Below are 24,999 nucleotides of genomic sequence, written 5' to 3' on the forward strand. Positions count from 1 at the left end.
TGGCCCCATTAAATGATTAGGTTTCTTTAGGAAACACCCTTTTTTTAATTTATTTCTAAGAATGAAAATCTTTATTTTCATTGTATTTGTATTTTTAGTCCACTTTCATGGACTATCTCAAGATTGCACTGATATCCTTTCAGGACAAGTCATAGACTATCACGATAAAACTCCTTTGGAAAAAGCAGTCATACAAATTGTTGGTACTCAAAATATAGTGGAAACTGATGATAACGGAAAGTTCAAAATTTTGGATTTGTGTTCAGGAGAATATGAATTGGAAATTTCCCATCCTGACTGTTCTACTGTTTTTATTGAGGTTAACCTAGAAGGAATTGAATGGGTGGACATAAGGCTGGAACATCATATTGAAGAATTGGAGGAAGTTAAAGTGATTGGAGATGCAGTGGCCAATAAAACAAACTCAGCTATAGAAGAATCTTTGCGGCTTACTACTCTAGAACAATATAGCTCCGGTAATTTGGGTGATGCCTTAAAGGAACTGGGCGGAGTTTCTTCCTTAAACACCGGGGCAAACATTGTAAAACCAGCTATTCATGGATTGAATGGCAGTAGGGTTTTGATATTAAACGATGGTGTTCGGATGCAGGATATGGAATGGGGAGATGAGCATGCTCCAAATATTGATATCAACTCCGCTGGTTCAATTTCAGTAATCAAGGGAGCTTCTGCGCTTCAATATGGAGGCGATGCCATTGGTGGTGTAATCCTTATGGAACAGGCGAGAATCCCTTCCAAAGACACTTTGTATGGAAAAACCCTGGTTAATGGAATATTAAATGGAAGGGGTGGAAATATTACCTCAGAACTCACCAGGGCATTTAAAAAAGGCTGGTTTTTAAAGGGGCAAGGTTCGTATAAGCGTTTGGGAGACCAAGAGACCCCAGACTATGTACTTTCCAATACTGGTATAAAGGAAATTGGTGCATCCCTTCAATTTGGTAAGCGATTGTTTACTTGGGGCTGGGATGCAAGATATTCGTTCTACACCTCAGAAATTGCGATTTTAAGGGCATCCCATATTGGAAGTGTTGATGACCTAATACGAGCCATCAACAGTGGTGAGCCACAGGTCATCAATCCGTTTACGTATGAATTACAAAACCCGAGGCAGGAAGTTACCCATCATTTGGGCAAAATAAAATTTTACAAACGCTTTGAAGGATTGGGTAAGTGGAACCTTCAGTATGATTATCAAAATAATAGACGTTTTGAATTTGATGTCAGAAGAGGCGGTCGTGGTGATCAAGCCGCTATAGACTTGGAACTTACAACCCATACCCTTTCTTCCGACTTTAAATGGGATGCCAAGGAAAAATATCAGCTTCAATTTGGGCTTTTAGGGAGATATCAAGAGAACTTCCCCAACCCAGAGACAGGAGTAAGGAGATTGATTCCCGATTATGAAAAGTACGATTTTGGGGCTTTTATTACGGGTGAATATCGATTGAACGATCAACTATTGGTTGATGCCGGAATTAGATATGATTTTAGCAGAATTGATGCCCAAAAATTTTATCAGACTTCAAGATGGGAAGAAAGAGGTTATGACGCGGAATTCCAAGACTTGATTGTTGAGGACAGGGGAACCCAATTGCTTGTAAACCCTGTGTTTGACTACAACAATATATCTGGAACTGTAGGATTTAAATATAGTGAGAATGATGCAAATGCCACTCGGTTAAACTATGCGATTGCCAAAAGAGCTCCAAACCCCTCAGAATTGTTTAGTGACGGCCTACACCATTCAGCTGCCAGAATTGAGTTGGGTGATCTTAGTATTCAAAGTGAAACATCACATAAAATATCACTATCATACCAAAGACAGTTTAAACAATGGGGATTTACCCTTGAACCTTATGGAAATTTTATCAAGGATTTTATTCTATTGGAACCTACAGGAGTGGAATTTACCATTCGGGGGGCATTTCCAGTTTGGGAATACCGCCAAACCGATGCAAGGTTATTGGGGCTGGATTTCTCCTCCTATATAGACTGGACAAAAAATTGGGAAACAGAGCATAAGTTTTCATTGGTTAAAGGAAAGGACGTTGACAAGGATGCTGCCTTAATAAATATTCCAGCAGCTTCCTTGAGGAACAAGATTATCTTTTCCAGGCCCGAATGGAATGGCTTTGAAGCCTTTTTGGAAAGTCAATATGTTTTCCGACAGAATGAGTTTCCGGAGAATTTATGGGTTTTTTCACCTGCAGACCAGGAAGACGTGCTCTTGGAAATTAACACCCCACCAAATGCGTACCATTTAATAGCAGCTGGCGCAAAGAAGGGATTCCAATTAAAGCGAAATATGAAATTAACAACATCATTGACCTTAACTAACCTTTTAAATACAAAGTATCGAGATTATCTGAATCGGCAGCGTTTCTACGCGGATGATTTGGGAAGAAACATAATATTACAATTAAAACTCAATTATTAAATTTTTTTACTATGAAAACAAGCAAATTTTTATTTACAACAGCTGTAGCAGGTGCCCTATTAATGTCATGTTCTAACGATGATGAAGCTCCGGACGATGTCAACGAAGAAGAAGTCATTACAACAATGACCATTACACTAGTACCGGAAGGTGGTGGAACAACAGTTACACTTCAAACGCAAGATTTGGATGGCGATGGTCCGGAAGAACCTGATGTTACAATATCTGGTAGCCTTTCCGAAAATACAACTTACAATGGTTCTATTGTATTATTGAATGAAACGGAAGATCCTGCAGAAGAAGTTAATGAAGAAATTGAAGGCGAGGCAGCTGAGCATCAGTTTTTCTTTGAAGTAGGTATTGGATTGAATTTAAATGTCGCTTATGCAGATGACGAATCTGATTATGTTTCCGCTGAAACAGGGGAAAATTTTACAACGACCAATCCTGTTGGGCTTGTATTTACAGCAACCACAACAGATGCAGGTACAGGTACATTTACAGTTACGCTAAGACATGAACCTACAAAACCAAACGATGGAACTACTGGTGATGCTGGTGGAGAAACGGATATAACAGAAACCTTTGATCTTGTGGTTGAATAAATAACGTATTCAAAATTTTCCGCTCCGGAAACAAGAAGATGTTTTGAAAACAAAAAACAGACATATTTGGTATAGCTCAATATTGATTAGCTTTTTGCTTCTTCAATTTAGCTATACCATTTTTCATGTCTTAACATCGCATGTTTCTAATACTGTAGCTGAGGTTGATTATGGCTATAAGACGATTTCTGAAATAGAATACAACTGTGGTTTATGTGCAAAGCTGAATACAAAACCAGCCATCTTACCTTTGGTTTTCAAAGCACTCTTCACTACCATTATTTTTTCTTCCGTATTTATATTTAAGGATACTAACATCTCTACTGTTAGTTCTGATTTCAAGTATTTAAGGGGGCCTCCTTTCAAATGCTAACTCCACTTTATTAAGGTATTTTTTTGAAAAATACTTAGCTATCATACTTCTAAATCAACCACGATTTTTGAAGCGCCTTTATTTTATCCATATTTAAATAAACTCTTATGATTACAACTGATAATCTCACTAAACAGTATGGTGAAACCATTGTACTAAATCAATTGAATTTGAACATTGGTGCCAACGAAATTTATTGCTTACTCGGAGCTAACGGAGCAGGTAAAACAACGACCATTAATTTACTGCTTGGCTTTATAAAACCCACTTCAGGAAGCGCGTTTATCAATGGTTTGTGCGTATCTGAAGAATATATAAAAACAAAACAATACCTAGCGTACATTCCAGAGAATCTGATGCTATACCCTACTTTAACAGCAGTAGAAAACCTTAAGTATTTTTCAGGTATAGGTGGAAAAAACCTTAGTAAAAGCCAATCAGAAGATTTTTTAAATGAGGCTGGTCTTCAGAAGAACGCTTTTAATAGTCGCATTTCAACATTTTCCAAGGGAATGCGACAAAAAGTAGGCATTTCTATTGCATTAGCCAAAGACGCTAAATCATTGTTACTGGATGAACCAACTTCCGGCTTAGACCCAAAAAGTAGTAATGAATTTGGACAGCTTTTACACAAATTAAAAGATAACGGGGTTTCCATATTAATGGCCACGCATGATCTATTTAGAGCTAAAGATACCGGCACGCATATTGGCATTATGAAAAATGGGCAATTAAGGCAAGAGTATGCAACAAAAGACATATCCCTACCCGAATTGGAGCAGGCTTACCTAGAAGCCATGAATTATAAAGAATTTGTGTCATGATTCGTAACACTTTTATTAAAGAGATTACAGAGCTTGCAAGGGATGGAAGAGTCAAAATAGCTTTTTTTATCGTACTAGTATTGTTGGGTATTTCTACTTGGATTAGTAGTAGACAGTATAATTCTACAAACCAACAATATGCCGAAGCCAGAAATGCGGAAAGGTCCATTTGGAATAATCAGGGTGAAAAAAACCCACACTCGGCAGCGCATTACGGTACGTATGCCTTTAAACCAAAATATCCATTATCCTTAATTGATCAAGGGGTGGATAAATATGCGGGAACCTCGATTTTTTTAGAAGCACATAATAGAAATGAAGCTCAATTTAGTCAAGCAGCTGATCAAACTGGTTTGGCACGTTTCGGTGATTTAACCCCTGATTTCATTCTTTTATTCATTATTCCATTACTTATTGTACTATTGGGTTATAACGCTTTTACCAAAGAGCGGGAAATGAGAACCTTGGTATTAATCAAAAGCCAAGGAATTGCACCTTGGAAATTGATTTTGGGAAAATGGACAGCTCTTTTCTTGCCTATCCTAGTTATTACAACACTTGTAATAGTTGGTGCTGGAGTAATTCTATCCAATCTTGAAGATTTTGGTGTTTTTAAATGGAGTAACCTTGGAATACTTTTTTTAGTGTACATATGCTATTACATTGTTTTTGTCAATCTTGTATTAATTGTCTCCTCAAAATCTAAAAAATCCTCTATTTCATTGGTTTTGTCATTGGCAATTTGGATTATAGCTTGCTTCGTTGCGCCCAAGGCAGCCAGTAATTTCGCAGAAACCAAACATCCTTATCCAACTCGCCAAGAATTTGCCGCAAATATCTTAAAAGATAAAAAAGAAGGTTTAGATGGCCATGACCCATGGAACAAGCAAGCCAAACTACTTGAACAAGAAGTTTTAAAGGAATATAATGTTGATAGCTTACATCAATTACCATTTAATTTTGATGCATACCGAATGCAAAAGGGAGAAGAACATAATGCTGAAGTATATTTTAAGCATTATAAATATTTAAAATCACAATTTGAAGGCCAAACCAAGGTATATGTTGGTCTTGCAACTCTTTCACCATTTCTTCCGACACGTTTTTTAAGTATGGGCGTGGCAAATACAGATTACTCAACACATTGGGACTTTTCAGATGCTGCAGAAGATTATCGTATTAAGATGCAGGCATATTTGAACAATGATTTTGCAAAAAATTCTTCTCATGGAGATTGGAGTTATAAAGCTGAGGAAGCTACATGGAAAAAACTGCCTGCCTTTGAGTATTCTCCTCCTCAACTTGCTGAAATCCTATCTAGGAATTCTTCTAACATAATTGTTCTTGTAGCCTGGTTATTAGGGTCTTTTTCTTTTTTATTCATCACCATTAAACTCCGATAGTTATGTACAAGTATAATTTTTTATATGAATTTAAACTACTCCTGCGCAGTGGGTGGATGCAAATTCTTAGCTTATTGTTATTGGGGCTTTTCTGCTTTGCAACAATCAATGGAAATCAAAAAGTACTAAAAAGAAAACAAGATATTCATTCCGCAAAAGTAGAGGTCAAAGAGTCTGATGCCAATATGCTTTCTCTCTTGGATTCGGTTGAAAATGGTATGGAAGTCAGTGCTTCTAGATGGACTATTCCTTCTAGTCCAACAGCAGTTGGCAATTATCATCCCAGAGTAGCTGCAATGGATCCGCAACCACTGTCATTTGTCTCAACAGGACAGAGTGATTTGTTTACCCACTACGTAAAACCAACAATGGCTGGAGATGACTTTACACTTAATTTCACTGAAATTATCAGTCCTGTTCAACAACTCTTTGGAAGTTTTGACCTTGCATTTGTTATCGTTTATCTACTTCCTTTAATTATTATCGCATTTTCATATAATATTTTATCTGCAGAACGAGAAAGCGGGTCGCTAAGACTATTAGCATCCCAGCCTATTTCAATCCATACATGGGTGCTTCAAAAAATAAGTCTGCGTTTTCTTTTGACCCTTATACTCACCGTTATTATTCTCACTATAGTTTTTGTATTTCTGGTGTCAGGCAACAACTTTAAAGGATTGTTTGATGTCATCATTACAACAGCGGCATATATACTTTTTTGGTTTTCGCTTGCTTTCGCAGTGAATTTATGGGTTGGGGATTCTTCAAAAAATGCAATTGTACTTTTAGGGCTTTGGGTTGTTTTTGTGCTATTGGTTCCATCAGTGTTAAATCAATTGGGAAATACACTATATCCAATGCCATCACGCACACTGATGATCAATAAAATGAGAAATTTAAAAGAAGAAGCCACTGAAAAACAAGATGAGATTTTGGATAACTTCTTAAGAGATCATCCCGAGTATGCTCTAAACGACCCAAATCAAAGCAGGCAATTCTATCATCGCTATATGGCATCGCAAAAGCTGGTCAAAGAAAAGCTTGAACCTGTCACTTTGGAATTTGAACGGCAGTTAGAAAGACAACAGGCACTGGTATCAAAATTTCGATGGCTCTCCCCTGCGATTATTGCGCAAGAGTCTCTTAATATACTTTCAGGAACTTCAACTGCTGACTATGAAAATTATCGCAAACAAGTAATAGGCTTTGCAGAAACATGGCGAAATCATTTAACTCCGCTCTTATACAATAATGAGCCTTTTACAAGCAGTAAATATGGTGAACTGCCATCATTTAACTATCACCCCATTCGATTAAAAAACAATATGATTGCTTCCCTGATAATTATGATTGTTTCAATTGGAATTGGTTTTGTCGCATATATGATTGCATTCAAAGGGAATGTATCAAAACTAATAATATCATGAGGGTATCTTACTGGATAATAATGTTTTTCCCATTATGTCTCGCTTATGGTCAGGAAAATGGTACCCAAAATTTTGCTCCACCAGAAATTCCTCAAGAAGTAAAGGTCTCAAAAACCGACAATGGAATTCAATTGGATGGTTTTCTGAATGAAAGAGATTGGCAAACAGCGGAAATAGTTGACAATTTTTTCAGAACAGAACCAAGGCAAGGTGGTAAGATTAGATATAAAACTGAAGTGAAGTTTTTATATGATAACAAAAATCTATACGTTGCCGCATTCTGTAGCGATTCTTTAGGTATACAAGGTATTAGAATTCAGGATTTAAGAAGGGATTTTGACTGGGGAGAAAATGATATTTTCGGTATAGCCCTTGACCCACAAAACCTCAAACAATATGCGCAAGGATTTCAAACGACTCCTTTTGGTAACCAACGTGATTTTCAAAATTTCAATGGAAATAGTTTTGACACAGGTTGGAATACCTTATGGAGGGTTCGCACGCAAAGAACCGATAAGGGGTATTCCGTGGAGATGGCCATTCCCTTTAAGTCTTTGCGCTATGACCTGCCTAAAAATGGTAACACGATTGAATGGGGAATGACACTGGTGCGCTATGCCCGCAGAGATATTGAAGTTTCTACGTTCCCTGCCATTCCTCAATCCTTTACACCATATCGTATGACCTATGCCGCCAAACTAACCGGTATTGAAGTACCTCCTCCATCAGCCAATATTAGGGTAGAGCCTTATGCCTTATACCAATATGATGAGAATAAAGAAGGGGAATCATTAACCACTAAATTCAGTGACCCTAAGGTAGGCGTTGATGCCAAATGGGCCATAAACCCAAAAACTGTCCTCGATTTAACCATCAATACCGATTTTGCCCAAGCGGATGTTGATAGGGCTGTAAATAACCTAGAACGTTTCAATATTTTCTTTCCTGAGCGCCGTCAGTTCTTTTTAGAAAACTCAGGTATTTGGGCTGGTGGCTTTCAACAATCAATTCGCCCTTTTTTTAGCAGAAGAATTGGCTTACAAGGTGAATTCAATGCGACGCCGGCACCAATTGATTTTGGTGCCCGTTTTACTCAAAGAACAGAGAAAAATGCATTGGCAGGTCTTTTAGTTCGCCAGCGTGAAACTGAAAACTCAGCTGGAGCTAATTTTGGTGTTCTTCGCTATTTGAAAAACTATGGAAGGGAAAACAATATTGGCATAATGGTCACCCATCGAGCAGATGACAGTTACTCGGAACTCAATCTGGAAAACAACAACAATACCACTATAACGTTAGATGGCCAAATTAGGCCGACTAGTCAATGGGATATACAGTATTTATTGTCCAGCTCAATAGATGAGTCTACTGGAAAAACTGGATATGCAGGAAGAATTTTTATAGGAAACGACAACAATAAGTACTATTACGGATGGGTAACTGAATATACAGATGCAAATTATAACCCAAGAATGGGATTTGTTAGGCAAAACAATGTAATTCGGCACAATCCCGGAGGTTATTATATATGGAGACCAAAGAACATTGATTGGATTAGGCGATGGGATCCAGGTATGTTTGTCAATTATAATCATGACGCGACCAATCCTAGCCAATTTCAGCAGGCCAGCCTTTATGTTTTTCCCATTTACACATGGTTTAAAGACAATAGCTTTGTCGAGGTCTCCTTTACTCCTACATGGCAAAACATCAATTTTGAATTCGCTCCATTAGGATTGGAAATTGAACAAGACAATTATTTTTATACAAGATATTTAGTACGATATAACACGGACCAATCCAAAAAATGGTCTGGAGATATCGGTTATAATTTTGGAGATTTTTATAATGGGACCAGAGGTACTATCAGTGCTACTTCCCGTTTTGCGCCAGTTCCACATGCCGCGCTAACCTTGGACTATGAGCATAACACAATTAAAAATGTTGGAATCAACAACGCTAATTTGACTACGAATCTATATTCAGCAAATTTACGACTAGCATTAAATCCAAGATTACAATTGTCAACTTTCTATCAGTACAATAGCTTTAATGAACAAGGGCGATGGAATGCGCGTTTTAGCTGGGAATATATGCCCCTATCTTTTGTTTATCTCGTTTTTAATGATACCCAAACTGATATTTTTGACCCTTCAAGGAATGCCAAACAGTTTATAAGTAAGATTACGCTTTTAAAGCAATTTTAGATTTTTGTTAGTGGAAAAGCCGCTTCTGGCGGCTTTTTTAATTTTTATCCTTGGAAATCAAGTAGGTATAGATCCACATAATTGTAAAAGTGGGAATAATATCCAATCCAGGCACCAATTCTTCAACAAAGGTAACCACACCGGCAGCCTGACCTATCTTGCCTTTATACATTCGTGTCATTAACCAACCTGCTAAAGGAGCCCATATTACATCCGAAAACTCCCCAATTCCAGGAATCATAAAGGAAAGCATTCCAATCCCATCAAACAATAACCCTAAAAACAGGTTGCGGTATTTTAGGTCTTTTTCTTTTGCCATAGCAGAAAAATACCAAATAGCTATGACTTGAAAAAATTAACTAGGATAAATCCGAACTGATAAGTTTAAGGAACTCACTGCGTGTCTCTATTTTTTCAAATTGCCCTCTAAAGCCAGATGTTGTTGTGACTGAATTCTGTTTTTGAACACCTCGCATCATCATACACATATGGGAAGCTTCAATAACAACGGCAACTCCTTTTGGTTTTAAAGTGTCGTTTAAACACTCCAAAATATCATGGGTCAATCGTTCCTGCACTTGTAATCTTCTTGCAAAAACATCTACAATTCGAGGTATTTTGCTTAAGCCCACAATATGTCCATTGGGGATATAGGCAACGTGTGCCTTACCAAAAAATGGAAGCATATGGTGCTCGCACAGCGAGTAAACCTCAATATCTTTAATGATGACCATATCATCATAGTCTTCCTTGAACATTGCACCTTTCAGAATCTCTGCGGCATCTTGTTTATATCCTTGGGTTAAGAATAACATTGCCTTGGCTGCACGTTCCGGCGTTTTTAACAACCCTTCCCGTTCTACATCTTCCCCGATTTCATCAATAATTTTTGAAAAGCGCTCTTTTACTTCATTAGTAATACTAATGTTGTACTCTTCCATGCTTTGATATGGTGCCATAAGTTATTTAACTGTATTTAGCTTATTTGAAAAATGCTTGTTTAGTTTTTTGATTTTCGGGTCAATAATAAATTGACAATAGGGTTGACTGGAATTTTCATTGTAATAATTATGGTGCTCCTGTTCAGCCTCATAAAAAGGTTTTGCTTCGGAAATAGCAGTTACTATTGGGGAGCCAAATATATGTTCCTTCTCCAAAAGAGCAATAAATTCCTCAGCTAATTTTTTCTGCTCTGGCTTGGTATAGAAAATTTCACTTCTATACTGTGTGCCAACGTCATTCCCCTGCCTGTTCAATGTAGTAGGGTCATGCGTTGCAAAGAAAACTTCCAATAATTCTGTAAAAGAAATTTTCGCTGGATTAAAAGTTATTTTGACGCCTTCTGCATGTCCAGTTCTACCGGTACAAATTTCTCTATATGCAGGATTCTTAATTGAGCCCCCAGTATATCCCGAGACTACATCCTGTACTCCTGCAAGTCTTTGAAAAACTGCTTCGGTACACCAGAAACAACCTCCTGCAAATATTGCAGTTTCTATAGAATTCTTGTTTTGTTTATCCATTATTCTGTAAAGTTAAACAAAGTTACTGGTTTTATCCTTTGAAATCTAGTATAAAATTTTGATAAGTAGTCGTTAAAACATGAAAGAACTTTATTTAAAACTTACGATTTTTGTGCACTCAACTGTAATCCTTAATTTCACCAGCTAAGCGGTTTTTAATGATAAATGCAAACAATATTCAGAAATACTATGGTGACCTTAAAGTTTTAAAGGGAGTCGATTTAGAAATAAAAAAGGGCGAAGTAGTTTCCATTGTTGGTGCATCTGGTGCGGGTAAAACTACCCTATTACAAATTTTAGGTACCCTAGACTCACCCTCCAACGGCCAAAAAAGTTCATTATTTATCAATGACACTGATATTACAAAGCTAAATGACAAAAGCTTGGCAAGATTTAGAAATAATCACATAGGTTTTATTTTCCAATTTCATCAACTTTTACCAGAGTTTACCGCTTTAGAAAATGTATGTATTCCAGCTTTTATTAAAAAGACACCCAAAATTGAGGCTGAAAAGCGTGCAAAAGAACTTTTAGACTTTTTAGGGCTTTCAGATAGATATCATCATAAACCAAATGCGTTATCTGGTGGTGAGCAACAACGGGTTGCCGTTGCTAGGTCTTTAATCAACAATCCTTCGGTCATTTTGGCGGACGAGCCCAGCGGTAATCTGGATTCTGAAAGTGCGGATAACCTACATCAACTTTTCTTTAAACTTCGTGATGAGTTTGGGCAAACCTTTGTCATGGTTACCCACAATTTGGAATTGGCCAATATGGCTGACCGCAAGTTGACCATGGTAGATGGATTAATCGTTTCTTAATCCAAAACAATGACCAAAACTGAATTAAAGGATTTTTTGGATCAGAAAGTTGTGCAATACAATCATCCCAAATTTCTTGAAGATGATCCTTTACAAATTCCCCATCGTTTTTCTAAAAAAGAAGATATCGAAATCAGTGGCTTCCTAACCGCTACCATAGCTTGGGGAAACCGAAAGAGCATCATAAACAATGCTTCGCGATTGATGGAGCTTTTGGACAATGCTCCTTATGATTTTGTTCTAAATCATATCGAAGCAGATTTGGAAAAGCTCTCGCCTTTTGTCCACAGAACCTTGAATGGTGATGACCTCCAATATTTTATCCAAAGCCTTCATAATATGTATAAAAACCATAATGGGTTGGAAGCTGTTTTTGTGAAGCATCAGCAGAAAGATTCATTGCAATCCGCTATATCAAAATTTAAAGCCATTTTTTTTGAATTACCACATCAAACCAGAACCATGAAACATGTTTCCGACCCCAACAAAGGGTCTGCTGCAAAACGTATCAATATGTTTTTAAGGTGGATGGTGAGAAACAATGATACTGGAGTTGATTTTGGTATCTGGAAAGGTTTAAATCCCAGTCAGCTCTCCTGTCCGTTGGACGTGCATTCGGGAAATGTTGCTCGAAAATTAAAATTGGTAAAGCGAAAACAGAATGATGCCAAAGCTTTAGCTGAGTTGGATAAAAGCTTAAGAAAACTAGACCCCAAGGATCCAGTCAAATATGATTTTGCCCTTTTTGGACTTGGGGTTTTTGAAAAGTTTTAATACACCTCTCCTACCTCAATATCTGTAAGGGTTTTTATAAAGGCCACTAGTGCTTTCTCTTCTAATTCCGATAGTTGTAGATTATCAAAAGGAAGGGTTTGGTATGGTAAATCAAAGCCTAGTCCACCGCCACCGCCGAGGTTGTAGAAATTGATTACTTCCTCCAAACTTTTATAAACTCCATTGTGCATATATGGTCCCGTTAGTTCTGCATTTCTAATTGTTGGAGTTTTAAACATCCCACGATGTACCTCCAATTCCTCATTATGCCTCCAATAAAACCCTAAATCATCATCTAATGTTTTGTTGCTAGAAGTTTCAGGCACACCAACAACTTCCTTTTCATGCTCCGTAAAGAATGGTGGAACCGTCCCATTTGTTAACGGTATAAAATGGCAGGTAGCACAAAGTGCTTTGCCCATATATAAATTAAAGCCCAATTTTTCTTCTTCAGTAAAAGTGTCCTCCTCACTACGGATGTTTTTATCAAACTTAGAATTGAATGCGTTCAACGTTGAAATATAAGAGGATATGGCACGAATGATTTCCGTATTCCTAGCAGAAATTCCGCCATACGCATCTTTAAACAGTGGAATATATGTAGTGTCCGCTAAAATTTCTGTTGAAAATTCATGTACAGAACTATCGAACTCCTTATCATTCGTAAATACAGATGTAATTTGATCTAATAAATTCGGAGATCTGCCATCCCAAAAGAAGCTTTGTTGAAAAGCTGAATTAATCAATGTTGGTGTATTTCGCTGCAATAACTTTCCGTTCTTATCCAAGTTTAAAGCTATTCCGTCTGCCCAGGCTTTTTTTGGGTTATGGCATGTAACACAGGCCATTTTTCCGTTTTGGGACAGTTTGGGGTCAAAAAAAAGTTTCTTGCCCAATGCAATTTTTTTTTCTGTGGGATTCCGATTTATGGCAGGTGTGAAAAACTCAACATTAAACGAATCTTCTTCAAAAAACGTTGGTGCATCAAAATTGAAAGGTTTATTGTTTACGCCATCCCATAATTGGCTTTCTTTCCGTATAGCAACCCAATTTCTTGTAATTGGATTCATATAGTGACGAATAAAAGTATAGCGGTCAAAGGTCTCAAAATTGGTGTTTGACCTTACAAAACCTACTGCTTTTTCTATATTGTTTCGAAACTGCAAATCTAATTCTTGATTTTTATTTAGAATTATTTCTCCAATACTTTTAGTATAGACCTCTTTTAAACTTTCTAGGGAAACTACGGTTTCATTTAATCCAAGCTGGCTTACCGGTGTATCAAAACCAGAAATTGACAGACTAATAATCCGAATTATTTGTTGGTGGGTGGCAATAAAGAAACGTTGTGGGGTAACTTCTCTATTTTGTATATTGTTTTGAAGGTTTTTGAGCATCCCAATGGTAATTGAAATCTCTTCGTTATATCTTGCTTCACGTTCCTCTCCTTCATAAATACTTTCTTCAATTTTCTGTAAACCCACTGGCAGCAATACCTTTTGACTATCATCAGTGACAATGGGAAGTGCTGGTCCATTAGCTCTATGCCCCACTTCAGGGTTTAGATAAGAAGCATATGGTTCTGCTTTTTTAAATGAGATTCTTGCTTTTTGAAATACTGCTTTTGTACGATCATCTGCCATTGGCAGTTTTGCAAGCTCATCCAGAGCGGTAATGGCATCTGTAATATGTTTTAAATAATAATCCTTAACGGGTTTCCAATCAACTTTACTTTCTACACTTGATGTAATAAGGCTTTCTTTTGGCTTCTGCTTACAACTGAGGCTAAAAACTAATAAAACAACTAATATGCGATTCATTTCTGGCAATTTTTTAAACAAAGAAAGACCTCCATTTTTAATGGAGGCCCTTATAATAATAGTACCTAAACTTATCTAGGTAGCCCTTTCAAAATAACTATTTGGCCGCCTTGATCATCTTCCCTTGCACCATCAGCAATAGCAATTGCATTGGTTTCCATGTCATGACCATCAACATTCTTAAAATCGTCACTTTCCCAATAATGTGGCTGTAGATTCAATAAGAATGTATTTGGAACACCTACTTTATCCGAGATATCTTCCAATGCTCCAAATTCTCCACTAAAACCTGTACTTCCACTCGGGTCAAGATCTTGTCTAACTACCAATTCCAATACCGTTTTGATGTTGTTACCATCCAAATCGGACTGATAGATATATGCGGCATGCCCCCTATCAAAAGAGTTAGGGTCTTCCTGAACGTAAACAAAGTTTTCGGTAACGGTAATGTTATCTGGACTTTGTAGGCTTGCTAAGTTTCCGTCCATATTATTGGTATCTGTATTACCGGAAATAATCTGTGTCAACTTTCCAGTAAGTGGATTCGCTTCATCCAACTCCAACTTATAAACTGTTCCCCAGTCGTTGTATGTACCTCTACCAGGTCCTCTTCCGGTAACAGCAACAAATACATTTCTTCCATTTTCATCAGACCCCTTTTGGTAGTCCACGTCTTCAACCCTCATAAATGCAGAGGCAAAAACAGCTACACATGCATCCTCCATTTCAGATTTGGTTAAAGAAGCGCCATCTGTTATTTCTACAAACTCAAAATCATAGGTTATTCCATAATCCAAGTTACTTTCATTGTAAATTGTGGATGCAGCTACATCCATAACCCCTCCTGCCCCATCAGAAATTTGCTTAAGTCTTAGTACGTAAATCTTTCCATTGTTTAGGTCCGCATCCCCTTCTTCTGAATAATATAACGTTATCTGACCTTCAGAACCGCTGGAATCATCATCTCCACCTATTATTACAGTTTTACCGGTGTAAGCATCTTTTGGTAATGGAACAGCGTTTTCCCAGGAGAATTCACCCAAAGCATCCAAACCAAAATCTGCGGTTGGGGTTGGGGTGTCAATATAGGGGTCTATCCCTTTAACATCATAATTAAAGCTTTCAGAAGCGGAAAGAAAAAGGTCGGTTGCCCCGCCATGTATATCAGCTTCCCACATAGTGCCTGAACATTGACGTGCAAAATCTGCAACACCAGAGTTCAATAACCAATCCCCGCCTATAGGGTTCAGGTTTTCATCCAACTCAATTCTTGCAACTGCATAATCGTCTTCCGCATTTACAATATATAGGTAACCATCACTATTGGGGTCCTTTAAAAATCCAGCACCATCTGCTGCTCCTACAAACTGAAATCCATCATCAAGAATATCGGTTGAGCTAACTAGGGAATACGCTTTTACAAAATTGAACTGAGGTTGAATGGCCACCAAAGGTTCCAATTCTGATTTGTTTTCAAACATGGTAGCAGCTGGAATAAAGTCTTCCCCGTCCTGGCCATCTTGACCATTCACTCCATCTACACCATTGGTTCCATCCAGTCCGTCTTCACCATCACAACCAGTAAAGCCAAACCCAATGGCAATTGTAAATATTAATCCAAATAACAATTTCTTCAAATTCATAATTTTAGTTTTAGGTTTTGTTGAATTCTCCAAAACTATTTATGAACCCTTAGCATTTAGTTACCTCAATATATTGATTTGATTATGTCATTTTTAAGAAACTGTTAGTCTGTAAAGTTTAAGTGTACTTAATGTTCCTAAAATTTAAGCTAAATGTTAACTTCATTTTTTAGAAACCCTGAATGGACCGTGGTGTATGAAATAGCTATGGAATCACTATCCTGCAAAACCATAATTAGGGGTGAAGTTTAGTTTTACCTTTTGACCATCTTTAGAAATAGATTCATATATCGCCTCCACAATCATCATATCCCGTTTTCCCATTTCACCAGGAACAAGATTGATTGTATTAAGCAGAATATGCTTAGCAAAATCATCCATTTGTAATTTTTGTTGACTTTCTTGGGGAAAATTTAATTCGCCTTGGGAAGTCCTTCCTGCTAACGGAATATAAGTGCTGGCGGGGTCCAGTTCAAACCAACCTCTTTCACAGGAAGCAAAAAGTCTGTTGGCCCTTACATTGTGTGAAGTCATAATGTTTCCAACGGCTCCGCTTTCAAATTCAAATTGGGCGGTAATTGTTTCATCCGTATCTTTAAAATAGCCCGGTCTAGTACTATACTCTTGGGCTGCAACAGAAATTGGGTTTTCACCTGTTCCATAAATAACGCTTTGGATTGCATAAACCCCCATATTCATCAAAGCCCCGCCTCCAGATAATTTTTTGTTCAACCGCCATTGGTCAGGGTCGGACATAGAGCGGTACCCTGCATCTGCAGAAATATAGTTTATGGAACCAAAAGCTTTTTCTTTTACCAATCGCTTTACTTCTTGCGTATATGGTTCTGAATGCAATCGATATCCAATCCCCAGTTTGACGTTGTTTTCCTCACACGCCTGAATTATGGCATCGCATTCCTCCACGTTTATGGCCATTGGTTTTTCGCAAATAACATGTTTTCCCGCCTTCGCTGCCCGAATGGAAAAATCAGCATGCATGCTATTTGGAAGTACCACATAAACAATGTCGATTGCCTTGTTGTCTGCTATATCATCAAAATTATCATAGTTATAGATGTTTTCCTTTGGGATATTGTACTTACTGGTCCATACCTGTTCTTTTTCTGGAGTACCGGTCACAATTCCTGCCAAATAGCAATGCTCCGTATCAAGCAAGGCAGGAGCCAATTGATAGGTGCTATAACTACCAAGACCTACCAACGCAATACCTAATTTCTTTTTATTTTGATTCGTTCCCATTGCACAGGCCATTGGTACAGCCGTCATTAATGTAAACCCTCCCATTCCTTTGACCAATGTGGAATTAAAATCTCTTCGCGACAGTTTTTTCATGACTAAATCTTTTTGGTATTCCTTAAATTTATAAATAAAATATTCGAAACCAATTGATTGTAATGCATTTGCAATCCTTTGAACGAAACATAATATCAATTAAAAATCTTTATTTTAGGACCAAGTTAATTTAGAACGTATGAAAAATAGTATAGCACTCTGCTTTTTAGCATTGTTTAATTTGCAATCTTGCACCTCTCAAGAAGTACCCACTAAAGAATGGCAAATAAAAACAGCCTTAATGGCCGTCCCAGATGATTACAAGGATGGTGCAAAGGTTTATGGCTATACTCCTACTGGCGAATTTACTACCCTACAGGAAGGTACAAACGAATACATTGCTTTGGCTGATGACCCAACAAATGAAAATTTTTCAACAGCAGCCTACCACGAAACTTTAGACCCTTTTATGGCTAGGGGAAGGGAGTTAAAAGCCCAAGGAAAGAATTCGGAGGAAATTTTTGATATTCGTGAGGAAGAAATTAAATCGGGTACGCTAAAAATGCCGGATAAGGCCACATTGTGTGTATTCACTGGGAAGGTAAATCCTGAGACCCAAGAAATCGAAAATCCGCATGTCCGCTACGTTTTTTACATTCCGTTTGCTACCGGAAAATCTACTGGACTGTCAACCACGCCAACACCTCCTGGCCACGCATGGCTTATGAATCCTGGAACGCATAGGGCACATATTATGATTACCCCTCCCAAGAAATAATATTTAGTAGTAGTGTTTAAAATCAAAATAGGATTGTTGGCAATATTTTCTTTTTTCAATTTTCTAAAAAAAGCACAAGCCCAAGACTGGGCCAATCTTGGAAAGTATAAAGAAGCTAACGCTCAACTGGAGAACATTCCAAGGGATGCGAACAGTGTTGTTTTCATGGGTAATTCCATTACTGAGTTTTGGAGCAACTATAATCCATCTTTTTTTAGTGATAATCCATACATTAATAGAGGTATAAGCGGACAAACCACACCGCAAATGTTACTAAGGTTTCGTCAAGATGTGATTGATTTGAACCCAAGTACTGTTGTCATCTTAGCTGGAACAAATGATATAGCAGGAAATACGGGTTATATGACTTTGGAGCAAATCAGGGACAATATACTTTCTATGGTAGAATTAGCTGAGGCCAATGGTATATGTCCTATAATTTCCTCAGTACTACCAGCCTATAAGTACCCATGGCGTCCAGGAAAACAACCCAATATTTTAATTCCAAAATTGAACGAGATGCTTAAAAAAGTAGCGGTAGATAAGGGGGTTGTTTATCTTGATTATTTTTCCGCAATGGCGGATGACAAAAATGGATTGCCAAAAGAGTTGGCAGAAGATGGAGTACACCCTACAAAGAAAGGATATGAAATCATGGAAGTCTTGGTGAAAAAAGCAATAAATAGTAAGAGATGAGAAAAATTATAATTCTATCGCTATGCTGTATTTCCTCAGTCTTTAGCCAAAAAATGGTAAAGGTAGAACCAGCTCTACAAATTTTAAAGAATTTTGATAAGGTAAGAGACTTTACAATGAACACCCTTGGCACTGAAGCTTATTTTACCATACAATCTGCCGATGAAGCCATATCAGTTATATGTAAATCCCATAAAGAAGATGGGGAATGGCTTAAACCAACGATCACCTCTTTTTCTGGAAAGCATAAGGACCTGGAGCCATTTTTGTCTCCAAATAATTTGCGATTGTACTTTGTATCTACAAGAGCGTTAAATGACTCCATTTCAGAACCTAAGGATTTCGATATTTGGTATGTTGAAAGAGTAACCCCAACTGCTAATTGGTCAGAACCCATTAATCTGGGCGTACCCGTAAATACAGAACATAATGAGTTTTATCCTGCTATAGCCAAAAATGGTAATCTCTATTTTACCAGTGACCGTCCCGATTCAAAAGGTAGGGATGATATTTTCTTTAGCGCCTATGAGAATGGCATATATGCCCCTGCAATTTCATTAGATGAAAGCATAAATTCTGAGGGGTTCGAATACAATGCCTATATCTCTACCGATGAAAGCTATCTTTTATTTGGTGGATATAACCGTAAAGATGGACAAGGTAGTGGTGATATATATATCAGTTTTAAAAACTCTGAAGGGAATTGGTCAAAGGCTACTCCCCTGCCTCAATCCATCAACTCAAAATCTATGGACTATTGTCCATTTGTAGATGAAAAGAATAACATTCTATATTTCACGAGTAGAAGAACTTCAAACCCTGAAAAGGGAATCAAATCAATTTCTGCTTTAAAAGAATTTCTAAACTCTTATGAAAATGGGAATAGTAGGCTCTACAAAGCAAGTTTTAATCTTAACGCGATAGCAACTAAAAAATAGGAACCCCATTTTATCCATTATTTCATTTTTAGACCAATTAAACAATTAGTCATACCATTTATACATCTCTATAAAACGTATAACATAGTTTTCTAATTTTGAGAGGTTTATAAATTATCAAAAGTAAATGGTTACAGCTGCTATCTTTTTGGAAAAAATGCATCCTATGCTATAAATTGGCAGAACCCTTTATGAAGGATTGGTTTATTGCAAATCCATCATTTTATATCTTTGTCACTTAAAATTGATTTTGTTTGGAATTAATTGATAATAAGGAGATTACAATTGCCGTATTACCATTTCAACTTATTGGTGAAATAGGTGATCTCAATCCCATAATCTATGGGTTCACGGAAGATCTTATAATTAACTTCTCAAAATTTGTTGGGCTATCGGTAATATCCCAATACTCTACCCAGAATATAACAGACCCTTCAGATGATGCCGTAGTGTCTCTTTTAGGAACGGATTATATCATAACAGGCAGCTTTCGTTCAAAAGGCAATCAATATCGGATTGGAATTCAACTTATAAGAACAAGAGACAACACAGTTGTTTTTGCAGGCAACCATGATGAATCTTTAGAATCCATATTAAATACACAAGATGTTATTACGCAGCAAATTGTAAGTGTTCTGCAACAACAAATAGACCATGATTTACTTTCATATTCCTATAAAAAAGAATCTGTTGAGCTTGCTGCTTATGAAAACTGGTTGTTAGGTATGAACTTGCTAAAAAAGGGTACGGTTGAAAGTGATTTTGCGGCAAGAAAACATTTTGAGGCGGCTTTAGAGATAGATTCCCATTTTGCGCGAGCGTACACAGGGATATCACTTACGTATTTTAATGAGTGGAGTTGTCAACTTTGGGATAGATGGGATGTCAGTCAAAAAGGAGCACATGAGTACGCCCTAAAGGCAATTGATCTTGATGAAAACGATTATGTTTCATTGGCTGTCTTGGGTAGAACATTTCTTTACTTAGGTGATTACCACAAGTCGGAACATTATTTTAGGAAATCCTTTAGGATGAATCCAAATGATGCCGACAACCTAGTCCTCATTGCTTTTTATTTGGTTTATTTAGGATATGCAGAAGAAGCAGAACAGCTATATCTTAAAGCCAAAAACTTGAATCCTTTGCATCCTGACGCATATTTTCCACAAGCTTCTTTTATCTATTTTGAATTGGGAGATTATGAAAAATCTATACTATTTGGTGAAAAAGTATCCAATCCGTCTATTTGGACAGATTTCCCCGCATTTTTAGCCGCTGCATATTACCATCTCTCTGAGTTTGATAAAATGCAGGAGTACTTCACACAATATCTCAGCCTGTTTCAAAAGAATATCAACAATGGAATAGAGCCTTCTGTCAAGAAAGCTATTGATTGGCAAAAAATCGTAAATCCATATAAAACCAAAACCAACCTAGAACCTTTTTGGGAGTTCATAACAACGGAAAAAGTTACAGTTGTAGCCAATAATCCTTCAAAACCTAAATCTGATTCCAGAGGAAGCTTTGCTATCAACGGTGAATTTTGGGAACTTAACTATTTAGGGCAATCTGCTATCCTAAAAGATTCAAAAGGACTTCATGATATTGCAAAACTATTGGGACAACCAGAAAAGCAGTTCCATTGCTCCGAACTTATGGGTACCGTATTGGATAGTGATGGTTCTCCGGTTGTCGATAACCAGGCATTGAATGATTACAAAAAAAGAATACGTACCCTTCAATCTGAAATTAGTGAAGCTGAAGAAATGAACGATTTCATAAAGGCTGATGAATTAAGAGAAGAATATGAAGACTTAATGGACCATTTGTCCAAGGTGACAGGAATGGCTGGAAAAACCAGAAAAGTTGGATCATCTCTTGAAAAAGCAAGGTCGGCAGTTACGTGGCGTATCAGGAATTCAATAAAAAAAGTTGAAAACGTCCACCCTCAATTAGCCAAACATTTATCAAACACCATTAAAACTGGCACTTTTTGTTGTTATACTCCAGATACTGTGCATGAATGGATCATTTAAGACGCTTACTGTATAAACTTACATTGTGAGGCAAAAACTTTTGCCAGTATAGTAAACACTTTAAAACAAAAAAATGGAATCTATTTTACAAAACTTACCCAATCCGTGGGAAGTATTGATTGACCCTATCTCATTGATTATATTGGGCATGTATGGAATTTTAATGCTATGGGAAGCTATTTTTCCTGCTAGAAAACTTCCTAAAATGAAGTTTTGGAAATTAAGGGGGCTTACCTCCTTTGCCGTATTCTTCTATTTATCAACCTATTTTCCACTTATTTGGGATACCTACCTGGTGGAATATCAAGTTTTTGATTTGACCTCATTAGGGGCCGGATGGGGCGCTTTTGCTGGCATTATGATTTATGAACTTGGACTTTATATCTGGCATCGTAGCATGCACAAAAATGACAAGCTATGGAAAGTATTCCATCAAATGCACCATAGCGCAGAGCGAATGGACAGCTATGGGGCGTTTTATTTTAGTCCAATGGATATGATTGGCTTTACATTTTTGGGAAGCCTGTGTTTGGTTGTAATAGCTGGGTTTACTGCTGAGGCTGCTACCCTATTTATTTTAATCACCACATTTTTGGCCATTTTTCAACATAGCAACATCAGGACTCCGGCTTGGTTGGGTTATATCATTCAAAGACCCGAAGCGCATACCGTTCATCATGCAAAGGGAATACATGCCTATAATTATTCGGATATTCCCTTATTCGACATCATCTTCGGAACCTTTAAAAATCCGAAGGGCTATGAGAATGAAACCGGTTTTTATCATGGAGCTTCTACCAAAATATGGGATATGTTAACTTTCAAAGATGTTTCTAAGGAATCATAGAATTAAAAAATTATAATGAAAAAGAAAAAAAACCCAAAGTTAGCCTTGACTCTTTTGCTATGCATGGCACTTGCTTGTTCCAAGACTGATGAAGGAATGCCTCCGGAAGAACCAGAATCCAACCCGGAAGTGGCTTTCCTTCCGGTTGTGGTCCACATAATCCATAATGGTGAAGCCGTTGGAGAAGGTCCTAACCTTTCAGAAAAAAGAATTCTACGTCAAATAGAAATACTGAATGAAGATTTTAGGAGGAAGGAAGGGACTAGGGGTTTTAACAATCATCCAGAAAGTGCCGACTCTATGATTGAATTTGTGCTGGCCAAACAAACCGTTGATGGTAAGTCCTCAAACGGGATCAATAGAATAGATGCCACAACGGTTACCGTTCCAGATATGGGGTATAGCCAAACCCACTACGCACAATACGACTACTGGCCACCGGACCAATACATTAATATCTGGGTAACGCCACTTCCGGAAGAGGTGATGTGCCTTAGCTTAGGTATTTCTTCCGGCCCCAATACAGATCTTCCAGGTAATGATCTATTGGCAGTACCCGGTCCGAATGACGCTGAAGGAATGTTAATCAATTGGATGCACTTTGGAGAATCCGAAATTGCCTGCCATGCAAGGTACGGGAGAACGGTAACCCATGAAATGGGACATTACTTAGGACTTTTGCACCCTTGGGCAGGTAATAACTGTGAATTCAATGATTTTTGTGACGACACACCAGCTGTGGACAGGGTTGTTCATGGTGACACCTCATTTATGGGCTGCCAAGGGGAAATGGTTATGATAGAAAACTATATGAACTGGAGCGAAGATGATGTGATGAACGTTTTTACCAAAGACCAAATAGCTAGAATGCATTATGTGCTTGAAAATGACCCTGGACGCAATTCTCTTTTAACAAGTAAGGGGTTACAACCGCCACAAAATCTATAGTATATGTCCTGTGCTTATCCAAATTTTAATCGAACTAGGAATATAACCAATCACTCCCAATTAAATGATGGGGAGTTTAAAGAGTTATTTAAAACCACAGCCCTTTCTCCCCAACTTTTTACCCATGAGGCCCACTTACGTTTGGCATGGATACATATTAATTTATATGAAGAGGAAGTGGCAATTGAAATAATCTGTAAACAGATTAAAGATTTTGACGAAATCCATGGAGCAGGAGATAAATTTCATCATAGCATTACAGTATCTTCAATAAAAATAATGCGTCATTATATCTTAAAGTCAAAATCAAACCGTTTTGAAGACTTTCTTCTTGAATTTCCAAGGCTACTAACTTCATTTAAGGAATTGCTGTTGAAACATTATAGCTCGAATCTCATTTTTTCCAAAAAAGCCAAAACTGGTTTTGTACCGCCAGATTTACTCCCCTTCGGTTAAACTCAGCCCATAAACTTTCGATTTTATGTAATTTGCAAGCATGCAGATACCTCTTGTTAGTATTCTTATACCTTTTAAGGATACAGAAATTTTTCTTCGTGAGTGTTTGGATTCGATTCTAAATCAAACCTATAAAAAATGGGAAGTAATTGCTGTTGATGACAACTCCAAGGATAAAAGTTTTGAGTTGCTTGCCAAGTATAGCAAAAAAGATAAGAGGATAAAAGTTTTAAAAAGTAATGGGAATGGTATAATCCCTGCTCTTCGAACTGCCTACATGAACAGTTCTGGAGGTTTTATTACAAGAATGGATTCTGATGACATTATGAAACCAAACCGGCTTCAAATAATGGTGAAATCCTTGTTACAAGAAGGGAATGGATATATAGCGGTTGGCCAAGTAACCTATTTTTCTGACAAAGGAATTAGCGATGGATATGATAGATATGAAAAATGGCTGAATAGGTTGACAGCTGCCGGGGAAAACTATTCGGAAATTTATAAAGAATGTGTAATTCCCTCTCCCTGCTGGATGGTTTTTAAGGAAGATTTTGAAACTTGTGGGGCTTTTAAACCTAATAGATACCCAGAAGATTACGACCTTACTTTTCGATTTTATGAAAAAAGAATGAAAATTATTCCTTGTGATCGGGTTTTGCATCTTTGGCGGGACTATGACACACGAACCTCCAGAACTCATGAGCACTATGCCCAAAACTATTTTTTGGAAATTAAGTTGCATTATTTTTTAAAGCTTGACCATAACACTAAAAAGCCGTTGGTCCTATGGGGAGCTGGATATAAAGGAAAATCCATTGCCAAAGGATTATTAAACAATAGTGTTGACTTTGTTTGGCTATGTGATAATCCAAAGAAAATAGGAAAGAAAATTTACGGGAAAGAACTAGTCCATTTTAAGGCTTTGGAAAGGCTGAAAAACCCACAAAGCATCATTACTGTAGCCAATGAAAAGGCACAAGTGGAAATAGTGAACTTCTTCTCAAGTATAGCGCAAAAATCCGGTAAGGATTACTTCTTTTTTTGTTAACAGTACCGTTTGGCAATTGGTTCAATTAAATTACAAAAGTCTTAACAGTACATATTTCGCATCAAAATTGTTTTAATC

22 protein-coding genes are annotated in these 24,999 nt (G+C 37.4%); 16 read left to right on the plus strand and 6 right to left on the minus strand.

Annotation, left to right across the window (positions count from 1 at the left end):
- The first annotated feature begins 61 nt into the window (after window positions 1-61).
- The 6 genes from AAY42_RS04270 to AAY42_RS04300 all read left to right on the plus strand — a co-directional run bounded on the left by AAY42_RS04270 (window position 62) and on the right by AAY42_RS04300 (window position 9,300).
- Complete coding sequence (locus AAY42_RS04270; protein WP_055392755.1) at window positions 62-2,461, plus strand: TonB-dependent receptor; 2,400 nt, start codon at window positions 62-64, stop codon at window positions 2,459-2,461.
- 11 nt (window positions 2,462-2,472) lie between these two features.
- The gene (locus AAY42_RS04275) at window positions 2,473-3,066 is read left to right on the plus strand and encodes a hypothetical protein (protein ID WP_055392756.1); all 594 of its coding nucleotides are present in this window, start codon (window positions 2,473-2,475) and stop codon (window positions 3,064-3,066) included.
- Window positions 3,067-3,546: 480 nt separating this feature from the next.
- Complete coding sequence (locus AAY42_RS04285) at window positions 3,547-4,263, plus strand: ABC transporter ATP-binding protein (protein WP_055392758.1); 717 nt, start codon at window positions 3,547-3,549, stop codon at window positions 4,261-4,263.
- Window positions 4,260-5,666, plus strand: coding sequence for a DUF3526 domain-containing protein (locus tag AAY42_RS04290; RefSeq protein WP_055392759.1), 1,407 nt, complete (start codon window positions 4,260-4,262; stop codon window positions 5,664-5,666). Before AAY42_RS04285 ends, AAY42_RS04290 begins: the two co-directional genes overlap by 4 nt.
- A gap of 2 nt (window positions 5,667-5,668) precedes the next feature.
- Window positions 5,669-7,093: a DUF3526 domain-containing protein gene (locus tag AAY42_RS04295; RefSeq protein ID WP_055392760.1), complete on the plus strand. Its 1,425-nt coding sequence runs from the start codon at window positions 5,669-5,671 to the stop codon at window positions 7,091-7,093.
- Window positions 7,090-9,300: a carbohydrate binding family 9 domain-containing protein gene (locus AAY42_RS04300; RefSeq protein ID WP_082433320.1), complete on the plus strand. Its 2,211-nt coding sequence runs from the start codon at window positions 7,090-7,092 to the stop codon at window positions 9,298-9,300. Before AAY42_RS04295 ends, AAY42_RS04300 begins: the two co-directional genes overlap by 4 nt.
- Before the next feature lie 37 nt (window positions 9,301-9,337).
- Here AAY42_RS04300 and AAY42_RS04305 read toward each other — a convergent pair whose 3' ends face one another.
- Genes AAY42_RS04305 through msrA form a run of 3 tightly spaced genes read right to left on the minus strand, consistent with a single transcriptional unit; the run spans window position 9,338 to window position 10,823 of the window.
- Window positions 9,338-9,619, minus strand: a complete 282-nt coding sequence (locus tag AAY42_RS04305) for a hypothetical protein (RefSeq protein ID WP_055392762.1) — start codon at window positions 9,617-9,619, stop codon at window positions 9,338-9,340.
- A 40-nt stretch (window positions 9,620-9,659) separates the two neighbouring features.
- Complete coding sequence (gene folE / locus AAY42_RS04310; protein WP_055392763.1) at window positions 9,660-10,259, minus strand: GTP cyclohydrolase I FolE; 600 nt, start codon at window positions 10,257-10,259, stop codon at window positions 9,660-9,662.
- Window positions 10,260-10,262: 3 nt separating this feature from the next.
- Window positions 10,263-10,823 (minus strand): peptide-methionine (S)-S-oxide reductase MsrA, encoded by a 561-nt coding sequence (gene msrA / locus AAY42_RS04315; protein WP_055392764.1) that lies wholly within the window; start codon window positions 10,821-10,823, stop codon window positions 10,263-10,265.
- A gap of 158 nt (window positions 10,824-10,981) precedes the next feature.
- Between msrA and AAY42_RS04320 the strand changes: the two genes are divergently transcribed.
- The gene (locus AAY42_RS04320) at window positions 10,982-11,644 is read left to right on the plus strand and encodes an ABC transporter ATP-binding protein (protein WP_055392765.1); all 663 of its coding nucleotides are present in this window, start codon (window positions 10,982-10,984) and stop codon (window positions 11,642-11,644) included.
- Between the two features lie 9 nt (window positions 11,645-11,653).
- Entirely contained in the window at window positions 11,654-12,418 is a 765-nt protein-coding gene (locus tag AAY42_RS04325) for a TIGR02757 family protein (protein WP_055392766.1), read from the plus strand.
- Here the strand turns inward: AAY42_RS04325 and AAY42_RS04330 are convergent.
- The 3 genes from AAY42_RS04330 to AAY42_RS04340 form a co-directional block, all read right to left on the minus strand.
- On the minus strand, window positions 12,415-14,238 hold the full coding sequence (locus AAY42_RS04330; RefSeq protein ID WP_055392767.1) for a cytochrome-c peroxidase: 1,824 nt from the start codon (window positions 14,236-14,238) through the stop codon (window positions 12,415-12,417). The two genes, AAY42_RS04325 and AAY42_RS04330, sit on opposite strands and share 4 nt — an antisense overlap.
- A gap of 71 nt (window positions 14,239-14,309) precedes the next feature.
- The gene (locus tag AAY42_RS04335; protein ID WP_055392768.1) at window positions 14,310-15,881 is read right to left on the minus strand and encodes a PhoX family protein; all 1,572 of its coding nucleotides are present in this window, start codon (window positions 15,879-15,881) and stop codon (window positions 14,310-14,312) included.
- Window positions 15,882-16,097: 216 nt separating this feature from the next.
- Window positions 16,098-17,234, minus strand: a complete 1,137-nt coding sequence (locus tag AAY42_RS04340; RefSeq protein WP_055397719.1) for a Gfo/Idh/MocA family protein — start codon at window positions 17,232-17,234, stop codon at window positions 16,098-16,100.
- Between the two features lie 139 nt (window positions 17,235-17,373).
- On the opposite strand from AAY42_RS04340, the gene AAY42_RS04345 reads away from it, so the two are divergent.
- The 8 genes from AAY42_RS04345 to AAY42_RS04380 all read left to right on the plus strand — a co-directional run bounded on the left by AAY42_RS04345 (window position 17,374) and on the right by AAY42_RS04380 (window position 24,921).
- Window positions 17,374-17,952 carry a hypothetical protein gene (locus tag AAY42_RS04345; RefSeq protein ID WP_055392769.1) on the plus strand — a complete coding sequence of 193 codons (579 nt, stop codon included), beginning with the start codon at window positions 17,374-17,376 and terminating at the stop codon, window positions 17,950-17,952.
- 33 nt (window positions 17,953-17,985) lie between these two features.
- On the plus strand, window positions 17,986-18,648 hold the full coding sequence (locus tag AAY42_RS04350; RefSeq protein ID WP_417935084.1) for an SGNH/GDSL hydrolase family protein: 663 nt from the start codon (window positions 17,986-17,988) through the stop codon (window positions 18,646-18,648).
- Entirely contained in the window at window positions 18,645-19,586 is a 942-nt protein-coding gene (locus tag AAY42_RS04355; RefSeq protein WP_082433321.1) for a PD40 domain-containing protein, read from the plus strand. Before AAY42_RS04350 ends, AAY42_RS04355 begins: the two co-directional genes overlap by 4 nt.
- Window positions 19,587-19,840: 254 nt before the next feature.
- Window positions 19,841-21,622 carry a tetratricopeptide repeat protein gene (locus AAY42_RS04360; protein WP_055392771.1) on the plus strand — a complete coding sequence of 594 codons (1,782 nt, stop codon included), beginning with the start codon at window positions 19,841-19,843 and terminating at the stop codon, window positions 21,620-21,622.
- 73 nt (window positions 21,623-21,695) lie between these two features.
- Window positions 21,696-22,469, plus strand: coding sequence for a sterol desaturase family protein (locus AAY42_RS04365; protein ID WP_055392772.1), 774 nt, complete (start codon window positions 21,696-21,698; stop codon window positions 22,467-22,469).
- Window positions 22,470-22,484: 15 nt separating this feature from the next.
- On the plus strand, window positions 22,485-23,417 hold the full coding sequence (locus tag AAY42_RS04370) for a M43 family zinc metalloprotease (RefSeq protein ID WP_082433322.1): 933 nt from the start codon (window positions 22,485-22,487) through the stop codon (window positions 23,415-23,417).
- 3 nt (window positions 23,418-23,420) lie between these two features.
- Entirely contained in the window at window positions 23,421-23,873 is a 453-nt protein-coding gene (locus AAY42_RS04375; protein ID WP_055392774.1) for a hypothetical protein, read from the plus strand.
- 40 nt (window positions 23,874-23,913) lie between these two features.
- Window positions 23,914-24,921, plus strand: a complete 1,008-nt coding sequence (locus tag AAY42_RS04380; protein WP_055392775.1) for a glycosyltransferase family 2 protein — start codon at window positions 23,914-23,916, stop codon at window positions 24,919-24,921.
- Window positions 24,922-24,999 lie beyond the last annotated feature (78 nt).

The sequence above is a fragment of the Flagellimonas eckloniae genome (assembly GCF_001413955.1).
Taxonomy (GTDB): domain Bacteria; phylum Bacteroidota; class Bacteroidia; order Flavobacteriales; family Flavobacteriaceae; genus Flagellimonas; species Flagellimonas eckloniae.

Bases quoted from the DNA above. Each gene is read 5' to 3' on its own strand.
- AAY42_RS04365 (WP_055392772.1), top strand. From the start codon at position 21,696: ATGGAATCTATTTTACAAAACTTACCCAATCCGTGGGAAGTATTGATT.
- AAY42_RS04355 (WP_082433321.1), top strand. From the start codon at position 18,645: ATGAGAAAAATTATAATTCTATCGCTATGCTGTATTTCCTCAGTCTTT.
- AAY42_RS04370 (WP_082433322.1), top strand. From the start codon at position 22,485: ATGAAAAAGAAAAAAAACCCAAAGTTAGCCTTGACTCTTTTGCTATGC.
- AAY42_RS04340 (WP_055397719.1), bottom strand. From the start codon at position 17,234: ATGAAAAAACTGTCGCGAAGAGATTTTAATTCCACATTGGTCAAAGGA.
- AAY42_RS04295 (WP_055392760.1), top strand. From the start codon at position 5,669: ATGTACAAGTATAATTTTTTATATGAATTTAAACTACTCCTGCGCAGT.
- AAY42_RS04325 (WP_055392766.1), top strand. From the start codon at position 11,654: ATGACCAAAACTGAATTAAAGGATTTTTTGGATCAGAAAGTTGTGCAA.
- AAY42_RS04335 (WP_055392768.1), bottom strand. From the start codon at position 15,881: ATGAATTTGAAGAAATTGTTATTTGGATTAATATTTACAATTGCCATT.
- AAY42_RS04290 (WP_055392759.1), top strand. From the start codon at position 4,260: ATGATTCGTAACACTTTTATTAAAGAGATTACAGAGCTTGCAAGGGAT.
- AAY42_RS04380 (WP_055392775.1), top strand. From the start codon at position 23,914: ATGCAGATACCTCTTGTTAGTATTCTTATACCTTTTAAGGATACAGAA.
- AAY42_RS04300 (WP_082433320.1), top strand. From the start codon at position 7,090: ATGAGGGTATCTTACTGGATAATAATGTTTTTCCCATTATGTCTCGCT.
- msrA (WP_055392764.1), bottom strand. From the start codon at position 10,823: ATGGATAAACAAAACAAGAATTCTATAGAAACTGCAATATTTGCAGGA.
- AAY42_RS04275 (WP_055392756.1), top strand. From the start codon at position 2,473: ATGAAAACAAGCAAATTTTTATTTACAACAGCTGTAGCAGGTGCCCTA.
- AAY42_RS04305 (WP_055392762.1), bottom strand. From the start codon at position 9,619: ATGGCAAAAGAAAAAGACCTAAAATACCGCAACCTGTTTTTAGGGTTA.
- AAY42_RS04285 (WP_055392758.1), top strand. From the start codon at position 3,547: ATGATTACAACTGATAATCTCACTAAACAGTATGGTGAAACCATTGTA.
- AAY42_RS04320 (WP_055392765.1), top strand. From the start codon at position 10,982: ATGATAAATGCAAACAATATTCAGAAATACTATGGTGACCTTAAAGTT.
- AAY42_RS04270 (WP_055392755.1), top strand. From the start codon at position 62: ATGAAAATCTTTATTTTCATTGTATTTGTATTTTTAGTCCACTTTCAT.
- AAY42_RS04345 (WP_055392769.1), top strand. From the start codon at position 17,374: ATGAAAAATAGTATAGCACTCTGCTTTTTAGCATTGTTTAATTTGCAA.
- AAY42_RS04375 (WP_055392774.1), top strand. From the start codon at position 23,421: ATGTCCTGTGCTTATCCAAATTTTAATCGAACTAGGAATATAACCAAT.
- folE (WP_055392763.1), bottom strand. From the start codon at position 10,259: ATGGCACCATATCAAAGCATGGAAGAGTACAACATTAGTATTACTAAT.
- AAY42_RS04330 (WP_055392767.1), bottom strand. From the start codon at position 14,238: ATGAATCGCATATTAGTTGTTTTATTAGTTTTTAGCCTCAGTTGTAAG.